Here is a 14861-nt window from a genome sequence, read left to right as displayed (position 1 = left end):
GGCGACCACCGCTGTAAAAGAGTCAGAGCTTGATCCAGGTCGCTTTCAGCTCGGTGTACTTGTCGAACGCGTGCAGCGATTTGTCGCGACCGTTGCCCGACTGTTTGAAGCCACCGAACGGCGCGGTCATGTCGCCGCCGTCGTACTGGTTGACCCACACGCTGCCGGCGCGCAGACCACGGGCGAAGGTGTGGGCCTTGCTCAGGTTGCTGGTCCAGACCCCGGCGGCAAGGCCGAAGATGCTGTCGTTGGCGATGTGCAGCGCTTCCTCGACAGTGTCGAAGGTGATCAGCGACAGCACCGGGCCGAAGATTTCTTCGCGGGCGATGGTCATGGCGTTGGTCACACCGTCGAAAATCGTCGGCTCGACGTAGCTGCCGCCGGTTTCTTCGAGGGTGCGGTGACCGCCGGCGATCAGTTCGGCGCCCTGCTCCCGGCCGATGTTGATGTAGCGCAGCACGTTGTCCAGTTGACGCTGATCGACCACGGCGCCGACGGTGGTCGCAGGGTCCAGGGCGTGACCCGGCTTCCACGCTTGCAGCGCTTCTACCAGTAGCGGGATGAATTGTTCGCGGATCGAACGCTCCACCAGCAGGCGCGAGCCGGCAGTGCAGACTTCGCCCTGGTTGAACGCAATGGCGCCGGCCGCCGCTTGTGCTGCCGCGCGCAAGTCCGGTGCGTCGGCAAACACCACGTTCGGGCTCTTGCCCCCTGCTTCGAGCCAGACGCGTTTCATGTTGCTTTGGCCGGCATAAATCATCAGTTGCTTGGCAATCGCGGTGGAGCCAGTGAAGGCCAGCACGTCGACGTCCATGTGCAGCGCCAGCGCCTTGCCGACGGTGTGGCCGAAGCCTGGCAGGACGTTGAACACGCCTTTCGGAATGCCGGCATCCAGTCCAAGCTGGGCGATGCGGATCGCGGTCAGCGGGGATTTTTCCGAAGGTTTGAGAATGAACGAGTTACCTGCCGCCAGCGCCGGGGCGAATTTCCAGCTGGCCATGATCAGCGGGAAGTTCCACGGCACGATGGCCGCAACCACGCCGGATGGCTCGCGGGTTACCAGACCGAGTTGATCGTGCGGGGTGGCGGCGACTTCGTCGTAGATCTTGTCGATCGCTTCGGCGCTCCAGCGGATCGCGTTGGCGGTCGCCGGGATGTCGATGCTCATCGAGTCGCTGATCGGTTTGCCCATGTCGAGGGTTTCGAGCAGCGCCAGTTCTTCCTGATGTTGCAGGATCAGATCGGCGAAGCGGATCAGGATGCGCTTGCGCTCGGCCGGGGCCTTGTTCGCCCACACGCCGGAGTTGAAGGATTGGCGCGCGGCTTCGACGGCGAGGTTGGCGTCGGCTTCATCGGTGCTGGCGACGGAGGCCAGGAAACGGCCGTCGACGGGGCTCAGGCATTCGAAGGTGTCGCCGCTGATGGCCGGGCGGTATTCACCGTTGATGAAGGCGCGGGATTCGATGGTCAGGGACTGGAAGCGTTGTTCCCAGTCGTTGCGGGTCGTTGTCATGGTGGTGGCTCGACGCGGGGGAATTTGGGGGTGTCTGGTGTATGTGTTCGGCTTGAGATGGCAGCCCTCACCCTAGCCCTCTCCCGGGGGGAGAGGGGACCGACCGAAGTGTCTCGGGAGATGCACCGACTTGAACGACCGAGTCGAATATGGATTCGGTAAAAATCGTTCAGGTCGGCATATTTCCCGAGCATCCCCGGGTCAGTCCCCTCTCCCAGAGGTAGAGGGGAACCGACCGAAGTGTCTCGGGAGATGCACCGACCTGAACGACCAAGTCGAATATGGATTCGGTAAAAATCGTTCAGGTCGGCGTATTTCCCGAGCATCCCCGGATCAGTCCCCTCTCCCCTTGGGAGAGGGTTAGGGTGAGGGGCTTTTGAAGGCCTCAAACCGTATGCAGATACCAGTTGTACTCAAGGTCAGAGATCGAGTTTTCGAACTCGGCCAGCTCGCTTTCCTTGCACGCGACGAACACATCGATGTACAGCGGGTCGATGTAGCGGGCCATGACTTCGCTGTCGTCCAGCTCACGCAGGGCGTCGCGCAGGTTGTTCGGCAGGCTCTGTTCGTTCTGCTCGTAGCTGTTGCCTTCAACCGGGGCGCCCGGTTCGATCTGGTTGGTCAGCCCGTGGTGAATACCGGCCAGCACCGAAGCCATCAGCAGGTACGGGTTGGCGTCGGCGCCGGCGACACGATGCTCGATGCGCACGGAGTCTGCCGAACCGGTTGGCACACGGACGGCCACGGTGCGGTTGTCGATGCCCCAGCTCGGCGAGTTCGGCACGTAGAACTGTGCGCCGAAGCGGCGATACGAGTTGACGTTCGGGCACAGGAAGGCCATTTGCGCAGGCAGGGTCTCCAGCACACCGCCGATCGCGTGGCGCAGCGCGGCGTTCTGCTCGGGATCCTCGCTGGCGAAGATGTTGTTGCCTTCTTTGTCCAGGATCGAAATGTGCACGTGCAGACCGTTGCCCGCCTGGCCCGGATACGGCTTGGCCATGAAGGTGGTGTCCATTTCGTGGTCGTAGGCGATGTTCTTCACCAGACGCTTGAGCAGGACGGCGTAGTCGCACGCCTTGATCGGGTCGGACACGTGGTGCAGGTTGACTTCGAACTGCGCCGGGGCGCTTTCCTTGACGATGGCGTCGGCAGGAATGCCCTGCTCTTTCGCGCCTTCGAGGATGTCTTGCAGGCAGTCGACGTATTCGTCGAGGTCATCGATCAGGTAGACCTGGGTCGACACCGGACGCTTGCCCGAAACCGGCGAACGCGGCGATTGCGGACGGCCGTTCACGTTGTCCTGGTCGATCAGGTAGAACTCAAGCTCGAACGCGGCGCAGATGGTCAGGCCCATTTCGTCGAACTTGCGCACCACGTTGGCCAACACTTCACGCGGGTCGGCGAAGAACGGCTCGCCCTCCAGTTCGTGCATGGTCATCAGCAGTTGGGCGGTCGGGCGCTTCTGCCAAGGCTCGATGCTGAGGGTGCCAGGGATCGGGTAGCAGATCCGGTCGGAGTCGCCGATGTCCAGGCCCAGACCGGTGCTTTCCACCGTGGAGCCATTGATGTCGAGGGCAAAGAGCGAGGCCGGCAGGTTGATGCCTTTCTCGTAAACCTTATGAAGACTGGTGCGCTCGATGCGCTTGCCGCGCACCACACCGTTCATGTCTGCAATCAGAAGGTCGACGTACAAAACCTCAGGATGTTTCTTAAGGAATGCGTTTGCTTCGTTGAGTTGAACGGCACGCAGAGGGACCGACATGATGCACCTATTTAGCTGTTAATTATTATGTTCACTGCTGTTTCGCCGAGCCAGTCAACCCGAACGGCAAAGTGAAGTCAATAGCGAACACATGGCCGCTCAGCGTTTATTTTTCGGGCTTTTTTTAACACTCACGTGCCAATGCAGGCGCCAGAGGCCCGGGAATCATGAAGATTTGATGAACGGCGTTTAGAATTTTTTACATGGGAGTTGTTAATTAAAATCAACGAGGCTAAGCTCCGGAAAAGCTCGTTCAAGTGTCAAACTTCGAGGTGAATAAAAATGGCATTCAAGCCATTGATCGGCGTTACTGCGTGCGTCAAACAGATTGGCCTGCACCCCTATCACATCAGCGGCGACAAGTACGTTCGCGCTGTCAGCGTTGCGGCGCTGGGGTTGCCCGTCGTCATTCCTTCCCTTGGCAAACTGACTGAAATCGAAGACCTGCTGGGTCAGCTCGACGGTCTGTTGCTGACCGGCTCGCCGTCCAACGTGGAACCTTTCCACTATCAGGGCCCGGACAGCGCTCCCGGCACGGATCACGATCCGGCGCGGGATGCCACCACCCTTCCTTTATTACGTGCAGCCATCGCGGCGGGCGTTCCGGTACTCGGCATCTGCCGCGGTTTCCAGGAAATGAACGTGGCGTTCGGCGGCAGCCTGCACCAGAAGGTGCATGAGCTGCCGGGCATGCTCGATCACCGCGAAGCCGACAGCCCGGATGTCGCCGTGCAGTACGCCCCGGCCCACGCCGTGACGGTGCTGCCCGGTGGCGTGTTCGAAGCGCTGGAGCTGCCGGGTGAATTCCAGGTCAACTCGATTCACAGTCAGGGCATCGACCGCCTCGCTCCCGGCCTGCGCGCCGAAGCCGTGGCGCCGGATGGCCTGATCGAGGCGGTCTCGGTGGAGCACAGCCCGACCTTTGCCCTCGGCGTGCAATGGCACCCGGAATGGCAGGTGCTGGACAACCCGAACTACCTGCGGATTTTCCAGGCGTTCGGCGAGGCTTGCCGGCAACGAGCGGCGCGACGCAACCAGCGCTGACGCCACCCAACGATTGCAAAACCGTTTACTGCCCCCGCGGGGTCGGCGGCTGCGCACCTGCGCATCCGTCATCCGCGATCAGCAACACACCGCGAAAACAAAAAGCACCACCCGGCAGCCAGGACGGCGGCGCCGAACAACCCGCACGGTGCGGGTCTGCAATCCACTCTTAAGCCAGGCCGCGTTGGCCCGGCGACTGAAACCTGTTGGGAGTTTCACATGGCAAACGCCTCCAGCACTTACAGGAAGGCTCTTGAAGGTCATCAGCAACCGAAAAAGGTTCTGGTGAAAATCGATCGAGTCACCAAGAAGTTCGACGAAACCACTGCGGTAGACGATGTGTCCCTGGAGATCCATCAGGGCGAAATCTTCGCCCTGCTCGGCGGCTCCGGCTCGGGCAAATCGACCCTGCTGCGCATGCTCGCCGGTTTCGAACGGCCGACTGAAGGACGCATTCTGCTCGACGGTGTCGACATCACCGACATGCCGCCGTACGAGCGGCCGATCAACATGATGTTCCAGTCCTACGCCCTGTTCCCGCACATGACTGTCGCGCAGAACATCGCCTTCGGCCTCAAGCAGGACCGTTTGCCGGCCAGCGAAATCGACGCCCGCGTCGAAGAGATGCTGCGTCTCGTACACATGACCCAATACGCCAAGCGCCGCCCGCATCAACTGTCCGGCGGCCAGCGTCAGCGCGTGGCCCTCGCCCGCTCCCTGGCGAAGCGTCCGAAGCTGTTGCTGCTCGACGAACCGATGGGCGCACTGGATAAAAAGCTGCGCTCGCAAATGCAGCTTGAGCTGGTTGAGATCATCGAGCGCGTCGGCGTGACCTGCGTGATGGTGACCCACGACCAGGAAGAGGCCATGACCATGGCCGAGCGCATCGCGATCATGCACCTGGGCTGGATCGCCCAGATCGGCAGCCCGGTCGACATCTATGAAGCACCGGTCAGCCGCATGGTCTGCGAATTCATCGGCAACGTGAACGCCTTCGACGGCACCGTGGTCGAGGACCTTGAAGGTCACGCGATCATTCACAGCCCGGACTTGCAGCAAAAGATCTACGTCGGTCATGGCGTCAGCACCTCGGTGCAGGACAAGTCGATCACCTACGCGATCCGCCCGGAAAAAATGCTCGTCAGCACCATCAAGCCAGAGACCCGCTACAACTGGTCCGAAGGCAAAGTGCATGACATTGCCTACCTCGGCGGCCACTCGGTGTTCTACGTTGAATTGCCGAGCGGCAAGATCGTCCAGTCGTTCATGGCCAACGCCGAACGCCGTGGCGCGCGTCCGACCTGGGACGACAAGGTCTACGTCTGGTGGGAAGACGACAGCGGCGTGGTACTGCGCTCATGAGAACCTTCAATCAGCAATTCCTGCGCCTGGTGCCCAGCGGGCGAAAACTGGTGATCGGCATTCCGTTCATCTGGCTGTTCCTGTTCTTCATGCTGCCGTTTTTCCTGGTGATGAAGATCAGCTTCTCGGAAGCCGCGCTGTCGATCCCGCCGTACACCGAGATCTACACCTACGCCGAACAGAAATTCCAGCTGTTCCTGAACATCGGCAACTACACCATGCTCGGCGAAGACGAGCTGTACCTGTCGGCCTACCTCGGTTCGCTGAAGGTCGCGGCACTGAGCACGCTGATGTGCCTGGTGATCGGTTTCCCGATGGCTTACGCGATCACCAAGGCCAGCAAGGAAGCGCAAAACGTCCTGCTGCTGTTGATCATGATGCCGACCTGGACCGCGATCCTGATCCGCGTTTACGCGTGGATGGGCATCCTCAGCAACAACGGTCTGCTCAACGCGTTTCTGATGTGGACCGGGCTCACCGATCACCCGATCGAGATCCTCAACACCAACACGGCCGTGTATATCGGCGTGGTCTACGCCTACCTGCCGTTCATGGTGCTGCCGCTCTACGCCAACCTGGTGAAGCACGACGGCAGCCTGCTGGAAGCCGCGTCCGACCTGGGTTCGAGCAACTTCAACAACTTCTGGAAAATCACCGTGCCGCTGGCCAAGAACGGCATCATCGCCGGCTGCATGCTGGTGTTCATTCCGGTGGTGGGCGAGTTCGTGATTCCGGAACTGCTGGGTGGCCCGGAGACCCTGATGATCGGTCGCGTGCTGTGGCAAGAGTTCTTCAATAACCGCGACTGGCCGGTGGCGTCCGCCCTGGCGGTGGTGATGCTGTTGATCCTGATTGTGCCGATTCTGCTGTTCAACCGCAGCCAGGCCAAAGAGATGGAGGCACGGGGATGAAACGCTTCGGATTTTCAAAGTTCATGCTGATCTTCGGCCTGATGTTCATCTATCTGCCGATGCTGATTCTGGTGATCTACTCGTTCAACGCCTCGAAACTGGTGACGGTCTGGGGCGGCTGGTCGGTGAAGTGGTACGTCGGCCTGCTCGACAACACGCAACTGATGGGCTCGGTGGTGCGCTCGCTGGAAATCGCCTGCTACACAGCGATTGCCGCCGTGGCGTTGGGCACTCTCGCCGCTTTCGTACTGACCCGCGTGACTCGCTTCAAGGGCCGTACGTTGTTCGGCGGTCTGGTCACCGCGCCGCTGGTAATGCCTGAGGTGATCACCGGTCTGTCGCTGTTGCTGCTGTTCGTGGCGATGGCGCAACTGATCGGCTGGCCGCAGGAGCGTGGCATCGTCACGATCTGGATCGCCCACACCACGTTTTGTGCCGCTTATGTGGCGGTGGTAGTCTCCGCCCGCTTGCGTGAGCTGGACCTGTCGATCGAAGAAGCGGCGATGGATCTGGGCGCGAAACCGTTCAAGGTGTTTTTCCTGATCACCATCCCGATGATCGCTCCGTCGCTGGCGGCGGGCGGCATGATGTCGTTCGCCCTGTCGCTGGATGACCTGGTGTTGGCAAGCTTCGTGTCGGGCCCTGGCTCCACCACCTTGCCGATGGAAGTGTTCTCGGCCGTGCGTCTGGGCGTGAAACCCGAGATCAACGCCGTGGCCAGCCTGATTCTGCTGGCGGTGTCGCTGGTGACCTTCCTCGTCTGGTATTTCGGCCGCAAGGCAGAAGCCAACCGCAAGCGTGCGATTCAGGAAGCGATGGATCAGACCGCCAACGAATCGTGGCAGCAACCGCAACCTCAACGAGTGGCAGCGACGGCCTGAGTACCGGGTGGCGAGGGAGCCTCTCCCCCGCCACCGATTCACTGAAATTCCGCTTTGTGTTTTTGAATAAAGCTTTTGAATAAAAAGAATGGAGTTGTACCGATGAAAATGTTTGGCAGGACTCTGCTGACACTGTCCTTATTGGGCGCAATCGCCACGGGCGCCCAGGCCAACGACAAGGTGCTGCGCGTTTACAACTGGTCGGACTACATCGCCCCGGACACCGTCAAGAAGTTCGAGGACGAGACCGGCATCCGCGTGACCTATGACGTGTTCGACAGCAACGAAACCCTCGAAGCGCGTCTGCTCGCGGGTAAATCCGGCTACGACCTCGTGGTGCCGTCCAACAGTTTCCTGGCCAAGCAGATCAAGGCCGGGGTCTATCAGACCCTGGACAAATCGAAGCTGCCAAACTGGAAAAACCTCAACCCGGTGCTGCTGAAAAACGCCTCCGCCAGTGATCCGGACAACGCCCATGCGTTCCCGTACATGTGGGGCTCGATCGGCATCGGTTTCAACCCGGCCAAGGTCAAGGAAGTGCTCGGCAAGAATGCGCCGACCAACTCCTGGGACCTGCTGTTCAAACCGGAGAACGCCGAGAAGCTGAAAGCTTGCGGCATCAGCTTCCTCGATTCGCCGACCGAAATGATCCCGGCTGCCCTGCACTATCTGGGTTACCCGGTGAACGACAAGGACACCGCGCACATCAAGGAAGCCGAGGCGCTGTTCATGAAGATTCGCCCGAACGTGGCGTACTTCCACTCTTCGAAATACATCTCGGACCTGGCCAACGGCAACATCTGCGTGGCGGTCGGTTACTCCGGTGACGTTTTGCAGGCCAAAGCCCGCGCGGTGGAATCGGGCAACAACGTGGTGATCGACTACAGCATTCCCAAGGAAGGTGCCGGCAGCTTCTACGACATGGTCGCCATCCCGCGCGATGCAGCGAACGTCGAGAACGCTTACCTGTTCATGGACTTCCTGATGCGTCCGGACATCATCGCCGAGATCACCAACAGCAACGGTTACAGCAACGCCAACTCGGCGGCGACGCCGCTGGTGGACGAAGCGATCCGCAACGACCCGGGCTCGTACCCGTCGCAAGCGGTGATGGCCACGCTGTATGCAGTGCCGGATCAGCCGATTGCCACGCAACGGATCATGACCCGGGGCTGGACCCGCGTGAAGCTCGGTAAGTAACTGAAACACCTTGTCCCATGTGGGAGCTAGCTTGCTAGCGATGGCGGAGTGTCAGGCTACGTAGATGCTGAATGTGTCGGCCTCATCGCTAGCAAGCTAGCTCCCACAGGGTCTGGGGTGCGTTTAAAGAATTCATGTTTTCCGTTCACGCAGCGCCTTACCACCGCTGCCCCCTGCTCTGAACGGCCTCACCTGGCTTCCTCGGTTCAGGTGAATTCAGGCGCCCTCGGGCGCCTTTTTTTGTGGGCTCAGATCAGCGGCCAATCGGCCAGCGCGCGGTAACGGCCCTTGTGGGATTCGAACAGCGCAAAACGCTCGGCCCGCAGAAAAAACTCCGGTGGCGTGGCAGATTCCGGCTCCGGCGCCCGATAGTCCCGGGCCAGTGTCAGGTGCGGGCGATACTCACGCGTCGCCTCTTCAAACCCGAACGGCAACATCGCCTGCTCCAGCGCATACACCAGCCGCAGCAATCCCGGCGGTGCCTGCTCCGGTGCCAGCGACAACACCCCGGCACGATGCCAGACCTGCAACCGATCCAGCGAAACCCTCAGCGCCTCACCCGGCGTACGCACCTTGGACGCTGCCTCACAGACTTCGCCAATCTGCGCCAACGGCACCGCGCCGAGAAACAGCAGCGTCAGGTGAAAGTTGTCCGCCGGCACCGGTTTGCCGGTACGCAACCCCAGTTCGCTGCGCCACTGGGCAATCGCCTTGCGCTGCGCCGGCGGACAGTCCAGGGCAAAGAACAGCCGCTTGAACGGTTGTTCGCCGTGTTTGTCATCCGTCATGGCCCCGCTCCCTTGTCGATGTCGATCCGTCGATTCTACACGGCCATTCCTGGCGACTCCTGGTGTGGGGTTTATAGTTCAACGATTGCCATCAACCGGAGGACGTCATGCGCGAGATCCTCAGTAAAGAACCCTGGTGGGCCCGACCGCCAAATCCCGGGCAGGATGAACACGAGCTGGAATGGGGCTGGCTGGTGCATTACAGCGAGGGTGAGCCGCGTTTCGAGTTTGTTCGCGAGCGGCCGACGGACGAGCAGATTCGCAACCGCAAAGGCTGCCGGATCACCCCGTCGGCGGAGTGATCCGGCAGCGCTGGCATCAGGACTCGAGAATGTTCTTGAAGCCACCGAAGATCATCCGCTGCCCATCGAACGGCATCGGATTGACGTCCGGCTGCATGCGCGGGTCTTCCATCATTTTCGCCATGCCGGCATCGCGGGTGGCCTTGTCTGGCCAGACCAGCCAGCCAGCCGACACGCTTTCGCCCTCTTTGAGTTTTACGGCCATCGGGAATGAAGTGACCTTGCCGTCCGGCACGTCATCGCCCCAGCCTTGAACCACATCCAGCGCGCCATATTCCTTGAACAGTTTCTCGGCGATTTCACAGTGTTTTCTGTACTGTTCGCGGTTGGCGTTCGGCACGGGTGCGACAAAAACATCAATGTAAGCCATGGTCGTTCTCCTGCGGGTTTAGGGGTCGATCTGCTGAGTAGTCGACTCAGGCGGCCGCCATTCGACAGGATTGGCGCCCAACCCGACCGACGGTTCCTCGCCCCCGCCCAGATTGCCTTCGATCTGCGCCGCCATGTGCAGCGTGCCGGCCATCACGCCGGTCTTAGGGTTCTGCACCAATTTCAACCAGGCCTTGTCGAAAGTGTTGCCCAGACTACTGCGGATCAGCGCTTCGCTGTCGGGGCGGTCGCTGGCCTGGATGATGGCGCGAATGCCGGCCACGCCCACTGAAATCAGCCCGCCAACGAGTTTGCCGGCGGCAGCCGCCACCGCGCTGGCGGCGCCCCGCGGAGCCATTTCCGCTTCCATGCGCTGACTGGCACGTTTAGCCACCGGGGCCATGCCGGCGTCGGTCGAGGCAATGCCCTTGGCGCCGCCGTCGGTGTGGATCTTGTCGATCAGCGCCGCATAGGCCGGCAAGGTGTTCAGCGGTTCAGTGCTGACGATCTGGTACAGCGAGGCATCCCGGGCCGGCGGCGGGCCGAGGGCAATGGCGGGAATTTTCTGCAAGTGCCCGTTGAGCTGGGCGATCGGTATGCCATGGCGCTGGGCGATGACCGGTATCTGCTGGGCCATCAGTTGCGCGTAGTACCCGGTGGACTGCGCGAGGATCGCGTCCGGGTCGATCTCCACCGCCACCGGCGCCAGCACCCGCTGCTGATATTGTTCCAGCAAATACTCGGCCAGGCGTTTGGACGAAGCATCCTGCTCGCCGCCGGCGTTGAGGGTGTACCAGCTGACCTTCATCGACAGCCATTCCTGGGTCCAGTAACTGCTGAACCACGGGATGAATTTTTCTTCAGTTTGCTCATAGACGCGAGTGCGCCAATGTTCCATCGAACCACGGGCGAACACTTTGACCTGTTCGGTAGCTTGTTGCGAAGCGCTGACAAGTTCCTTGTCCACCAGCTGCCAGGTCGCGGCGGAAACGGGGACGGCGACCGGTGTCTGCGGGGCATGAACGGGGCTGACGCACCCCGCCAAAGCCAGAATCGCGACGACGATCAACGAGCGCGAACTCAAGATAACGATGTCCCATAACACTGCCGAACACTGTGCCGGGTGTTCTCCGATGTGCAATGTGCAGTATAGGTGCCTACAGCGAATCACCAGTGTCGGACACCGTCCGGCTGGAGTCCTTGAGCCAATAGACGACCGTGAAATAGACCCAACCGATGAAGAATGAAGGGGCAACCGTCAACAGCACATTGGGCGTGTCTGCCGTCAAATGGATGATGATCGAGAGCGAACTGAACACACTGACGATCGTTAACGGCACGAGACTGCGGCGGATGACAGCACTGTAGCCGCTCAGCAGATTCGCCAGCCTGAACATCAGCGACAGGGCAACAAGCGTCGATGCGTAACTGACCAGTGCCTGGACAACCGAAGCCTGCGTAGCGGCCCGAGCACCGTGCCCGCTATTGGCAGCCGCCGCCAGCGCGCCATAGAAAATGGCGGCTGGCAGTGCCGAGAGCAAGAGAGAAAGGCGAGTGACGCGCATATCAGCGAATGATTTTATCTTGGATGAAACCTTCCGAGTTCGGCTGTAGCAGAACCAGGCACAACACTTGGTCCGAGTACCCGACATGTTTGATGAAGTGGGCATTCGTCACGTCATCACTGGACATGTCCATTTTCGGGAAGAAGTTTGGCGCGACTGAACTCTGCCCACCAGGAATAACCCCGGTGTTGACGTCCAGCACCAGGTCCTTGGACAGGGCCTGAACAATCTCGACCGCCAGCGCCGACATATCTGATGGCTGAGTATCCTGTCGCAAATCCGGGTAAAACCGTGCTGATGGCACCCTTGAAGACATAACCCGGAACATGTTGTAGACCACGGGATTATAAGTTTTGGCCACTATCAGTTTAGGCAAGCCGATCTGCTGTATGACGTTCTTCAGAAAAAACTGGTTGAGTTTTTTGAATAACGAAGAACCGCGGCAATCATCGGCAATCATCGCCGTCCACAGATACAGAAACGATGAAGAGCCGAAGGGAATGCTCTTCGCCCCAATGATTCCGACGACCTTCTCCGTCGCCGAGTCAATCGCCAGCGCCAGATGCTCATATATATCGAAAATCCCGGGCTGGTTGCCGAAGTACTGATTCACATCATAATCCGGCATACCCTGTTGCAGATCGGCGACAATCTTGGTTTTGAAACTTTCGGGAAAGTTACGACCGGTTACCGAATAATCCAGATCCCAATCCGCACCAACTTTTACATCGGACATATATCACCCTTTTTAAAATTTGTTATCTGGATAAAACCTGAGCGCATGGCTTTCAGACATCTGCCGGGACGCCGGAATTTTCACATAGTCACCCCGCCCCCAGAGCCTGTTCATATCGACATAGCCATTGAACTTGATCCCAGTATTGGAGGACGAGAGGATGTAACTTGAGTTATCAAGATCAGACAGATCGGCGACCATTCTGAACGTCGCGGCAATGTTTGTATTGAACGGATTCACCGGATCGCTGTAGTTGTATCGACCGACATTGACCGTGAAATTATCACCGCCCACGACATTATGATTATCGAAAAACCATGCCGCAGGGCTCTTGTGCAGAGGTACATGCTCGGAGACCGCTTGATGCGCTTGCCCCCAATGCCAGCGGCTGACCTGATCGCCGTATTTTTCCTTGATCTGACCCAGCGAGGCGACCAAGGACTCCTCCAGCAGGCGCTGGCAATCCGCGGCACCACACCAGAAGTTCTGATCTGCTTGTTTACTCAACAGCAAATTCAGAAACGCATCATAGTTGCGTTGGTTCCAGCCAGCGGCCAGTAGCTCCTTGCCGATTTTCGGCTCCAGCAACGCCTGCGTGAAGTTCTTCACCCAATACGCTGCAATCAATGGCGCTGCAGAGTCGGGATCGGAGTCAAACCGCCACGCCTTGAGAATACTCAATTCATTGCCGATCGCCGGCCGGTTCTCGAGCGGCGCCATCATTTTCGGCAGGAGATCGGACATCGAGGTTGAATAACGATCCAGCTGAATATCGGCAGACGTTTGCACCGTATGCGGCGCGTGCGCCTTCAACAATTGCATGATTCGATCATAGCGATAAGGCAGCACCCAATCGTGACCGAAATTGAATGCGTAATTATCCGGGACAATGCGGTTATTGGCCGTTGCAATGTAGCCGCTCGACGGATTGAACTGCTTGGGCTTCGCCGATTCCGGAACATAGCCTGTCCAGTCGTATTTACCCTCCCAGCCTGGCGCAGGACCTTGTCCCAAGAGGTCATTGTCCTGTGCCTTCACCGGTACCCGACCGGCCGAAACATAGCCAATATTGCCGGCGGTATCGCCGTAAACCATGTTCTGAGGGGGCAAGCCAAAATCGGCAGAAGCGCTCAAAAACTGCTGCCAGTTTTCGGAACGGTTGATCCCCAAAATGCTGTCGAAGGTTTTGTCGCGGGTGTCCAGCCCTGTCCAGGCCAGCGCGATGACTACTGATTTCTTGCCTTTGAGTGCCTGCTGCGCAGCCGGGTAGATGTCGCTGATAACCGGACCGTGCCGGGTGGTACGAACAGCGAGCCTGACCGGCTCCTCGCCTTTGACATTGATCGTCTCTTCAGCGACTTGAAATGGCTGCCAGGTCGAGTCAGAGCCGAGGTAAAGATTGACATCGTCGGGGTTTACTTTCTCCAGGTAGGCGTCCTGGACGGACGAACCAGTGTTGGTATAGCCCCACGCGATTTTTTTGTTGTGCCCGATCACGAACAGCGGCGCACCGGCATACGTGGCGCCCACCAATGAAGATTGCGCCGTTTCGATAGATGCCAGATAAAACAGCGCAGGATTGGTCAGGCGCAGGTGCGGATCGTTCGCCAGAATCGGTTTGCCTGAAGCCGTATGCTCACCACTGATGACCCAGTTATTGGACCCCACGCCCTCGACATTCGAAGGCGGCAGCTTGTCCAGCAGTGCCATTCCGGTATCGGCAACATCAAGCGTTCGGTACAGCGCCGCATAATCCCGGGTTTTCACTGCGGCACTTCCCGGATAAGGAGCGAACACTTCGTTGATTTGCTCGACCGTCAAATCTTTCGACAATGACAGGCGCTGCAACTGCATGCCCAGGTTGGAACTCAACGTCCATGAAAACAATAAGTGCAACGCAACCGAGTCAGAAGGTTGCCAGTGTTTCGGCGGCGCAGAACGGGTCAGGGCGAATTCCACCGGGAGCCGGTCAGAGAATTTATCGATGAAGTAATTCACTCCGTCGCTGTAGCTCTGCAGCACATCCCGTGTATCCGGATTCAACTGTTGATAGATCGAATCCGCGGTCTTTCTGAAGCCCAGGGTTCTGGAAAATTTATCCATCTCCAGGGTTTTCGAACCGAAGGTTTCCGAGAGCGTGCCATTGGCGTAGTTTTTACTGAATTGCATCTGCCACAACCGATCTCTGGCATGGCTGTAGCCCAGCAAAAAATAAGCATCTCGGTCATTTGCCGCCTTGATGTGCGGAACGGCGTTGGCATCCCAGGCAATGGTGCCTTTGTCAGAAAGTCCCTGGCTGACTTTAAGAATGCCCGTCGCAAACACATTGGACAGGGTGATGTTTTGCAACACATACATCACCCCGACCAGCCCGATACCGAATACACCCAACGTACCGAACAGTAACGTTTTACTTATTGTTTTCATG

The 14861-nt window shown here is 59.1% G+C and carries 14 protein-coding genes; 6 read left to right on the top strand and 8 right to left on the bottom strand.

From position 1 onward, the window contains the following. Positions 1-22 precede the first annotated feature (22 nt). Both JJN09_RS11475 and JJN09_RS11470 read right to left on the bottom strand, forming a co-directional pair. Entirely contained in the window at positions 23-1513 is a 1491-nt protein-coding gene (locus tag JJN09_RS11475) for an aldehyde dehydrogenase (RefSeq protein WP_249490221.1), read from the bottom strand. A gap of 385 nt (positions 1514-1898) precedes the next feature. After that, positions 1899-3275: a glutamine synthetase family protein gene (locus tag JJN09_RS11470; protein ID WP_249490220.1), complete on the bottom strand. Its 1377-nt coding sequence runs from the start codon at positions 3273-3275 to the stop codon at positions 1899-1901. A gap of 282 nt (positions 3276-3557) precedes the next feature. On the opposite strand from JJN09_RS11470, the gene JJN09_RS11465 reads away from it, so the two are divergent. The 5 genes from JJN09_RS11465 (at position 3558) to JJN09_RS11445 (ending at position 8673) form a co-directional block, all read left to right on the top strand. Further along, on the top strand, positions 3558-4319 hold the full coding sequence (locus JJN09_RS11465) for a gamma-glutamyl-gamma-aminobutyrate hydrolase family protein (protein ID WP_102687367.1): 762 nt from the start codon (positions 3558-3560) through the stop codon (positions 4317-4319). A 219-nt stretch (positions 4320-4538) separates the two neighbouring features. Beyond that, positions 4539-5681 carry a polyamine ABC transporter ATP-binding protein gene (gene potA / locus JJN09_RS11460; RefSeq protein WP_249490219.1) on the top strand — a complete coding sequence of 381 codons (1143 nt, stop codon included), beginning with the start codon at positions 4539-4541 and terminating at the stop codon, positions 5679-5681. A 29-nt stretch (positions 5682-5710) separates the two neighbouring features. Continuing rightward, entirely contained in the window at positions 5711-6592 is an 882-nt protein-coding gene (locus JJN09_RS11455) for an ABC transporter permease subunit (protein ID WP_249490794.1), read from the top strand. After that, complete coding sequence (locus JJN09_RS11450) at positions 6589-7473, top strand: ABC transporter permease subunit (protein ID WP_011333555.1); 885 nt, start codon at positions 6589-6591, stop codon at positions 7471-7473. The genes JJN09_RS11455 and JJN09_RS11450 overlap by 4 nt, the downstream gene beginning before the upstream one ends. A gap of 102 nt (positions 7474-7575) precedes the next feature. Continuing rightward, entirely contained in the window at positions 7576-8673 is a 1098-nt protein-coding gene (locus JJN09_RS11445; RefSeq protein WP_249490218.1) for a polyamine ABC transporter substrate-binding protein, read from the top strand. Between the two features lie 248 nt (positions 8674-8921). Here the strand turns inward: JJN09_RS11445 and thpR are convergent, their stop codons facing one another. Continuing rightward, on the bottom strand, positions 8922-9461 hold the full coding sequence (thpR, locus tag JJN09_RS11440; RefSeq protein ID WP_249490217.1) for an RNA 2',3'-cyclic phosphodiesterase: 540 nt from the start codon (positions 9459-9461) through the stop codon (positions 8922-8924). A gap of 107 nt (positions 9462-9568) precedes the next feature. Between thpR and JJN09_RS11435 the strand changes: the two genes are divergently transcribed. Further along, on the top strand, positions 9569-9763 hold the full coding sequence (locus JJN09_RS11435; RefSeq protein ID WP_249490216.1) for a hypothetical protein: 195 nt from the start codon (positions 9569-9571) through the stop codon (positions 9761-9763). Positions 9764-9779: 16 nt separating this feature from the next. Here JJN09_RS11435 and JJN09_RS11430 read toward each other — a convergent pair whose 3' ends face one another. From JJN09_RS11430 to JJN09_RS11410, 5 genes are all read right to left on the bottom strand, one after another. Next, the gene (locus tag JJN09_RS11430) at positions 9780-10133 is read right to left on the bottom strand and encodes a DUF1428 domain-containing protein (RefSeq protein WP_249490215.1); all 354 of its coding nucleotides are present in this window, start codon (positions 10131-10133) and stop codon (positions 9780-9782) included. An 18-nt stretch (positions 10134-10151) separates the two neighbouring features. Next, on the bottom strand, positions 10152-11216 hold the full coding sequence (locus JJN09_RS11425) for a hypothetical protein (RefSeq protein WP_249490214.1): 1065 nt from the start codon (positions 11214-11216) through the stop codon (positions 10152-10154). A gap of 73 nt (positions 11217-11289) precedes the next feature. Next, on the bottom strand, positions 11290-11697 hold the full coding sequence (locus tag JJN09_RS11420) for a hypothetical protein (RefSeq protein WP_249490213.1): 408 nt from the start codon (positions 11695-11697) through the stop codon (positions 11290-11292). Position 11698: 1 nt separating this feature from the next. Further along, a complete protein-coding gene (locus JJN09_RS11415) occupies positions 11699-12433 on the bottom strand; it encodes a hypothetical protein (protein WP_249490212.1) in 735 nt (244 codons plus the stop codon). A gap of 12 nt (positions 12434-12445) precedes the next feature. Beyond that, entirely contained in the window at positions 12446-14860 is a 2415-nt protein-coding gene (locus tag JJN09_RS11410; RefSeq protein ID WP_249490211.1) for a penicillin acylase family protein, read from the bottom strand. Between the last annotated feature and the right edge of the window lies 1 nt (position 14861).

It is taken from the genome of Pseudomonas sp. HS6 (assembly GCF_023375815.1).
In the GTDB taxonomy this organism is placed as follows: domain Bacteria; phylum Pseudomonadota; class Gammaproteobacteria; order Pseudomonadales; family Pseudomonadaceae; genus Aquipseudomonas.
Note: the sequence above shows the minus strand (reverse complement) of the source record. Positions and strands in the feature narration are given on the sequence as shown.

Coding starts and splice junctions, on each gene's coding strand:
- JJN09_RS11475 (WP_249490221.1), bottom strand. CDS start 1,513: ATGACAACGACCCGCAACGACTGGGAACAACGCTTCCAGTCCCTGACC.
- JJN09_RS11470 (WP_249490220.1), bottom strand. CDS start 3,275: ATGTCGGTCCCTCTGCGTGCCGTTCAACTCAACGAAGCAAACGCATTC.
- JJN09_RS11465 (WP_102687367.1), top strand. CDS start 3,558: ATGGCATTCAAGCCATTGATCGGCGTTACTGCGTGCGTCAAACAGATT.
- potA (WP_249490219.1), top strand. CDS start 4,539: ATGGCAAACGCCTCCAGCACTTACAGGAAGGCTCTTGAAGGTCATCAG.
- JJN09_RS11450 (WP_011333555.1), top strand. CDS start 6,589: ATGAAACGCTTCGGATTTTCAAAGTTCATGCTGATCTTCGGCCTGATG.
- JJN09_RS11445 (WP_249490218.1), top strand. CDS start 7,576: ATGAAAATGTTTGGCAGGACTCTGCTGACACTGTCCTTATTGGGCGCA.
- thpR (WP_249490217.1), bottom strand. CDS start 9,461: ATGACGGATGACAAACACGGCGAACAACCGTTCAAGCGGCTGTTCTTT.
- JJN09_RS11435 (WP_249490216.1), top strand. CDS start 9,569: ATGCGCGAGATCCTCAGTAAAGAACCCTGGTGGGCCCGACCGCCAAAT.
- JJN09_RS11430 (WP_249490215.1), bottom strand. CDS start 10,133: ATGGCTTACATTGATGTTTTTGTCGCACCCGTGCCGAACGCCAACCGC.
- JJN09_RS11420 (WP_249490213.1), bottom strand. CDS start 11,697: ATGCGCGTCACTCGCCTTTCTCTCTTGCTCTCGGCACTGCCAGCCGCC.
- JJN09_RS11415 (WP_249490212.1), bottom strand. CDS start 12,433: ATGTCCGATGTAAAAGTTGGTGCGGATTGGGATCTGGATTATTCGGTA.
- JJN09_RS11410 (WP_249490211.1), bottom strand. CDS start 14,860: ATGAAAACAATAAGTAAAACGTTACTGTTCGGTACGTTGGGTGTATTC.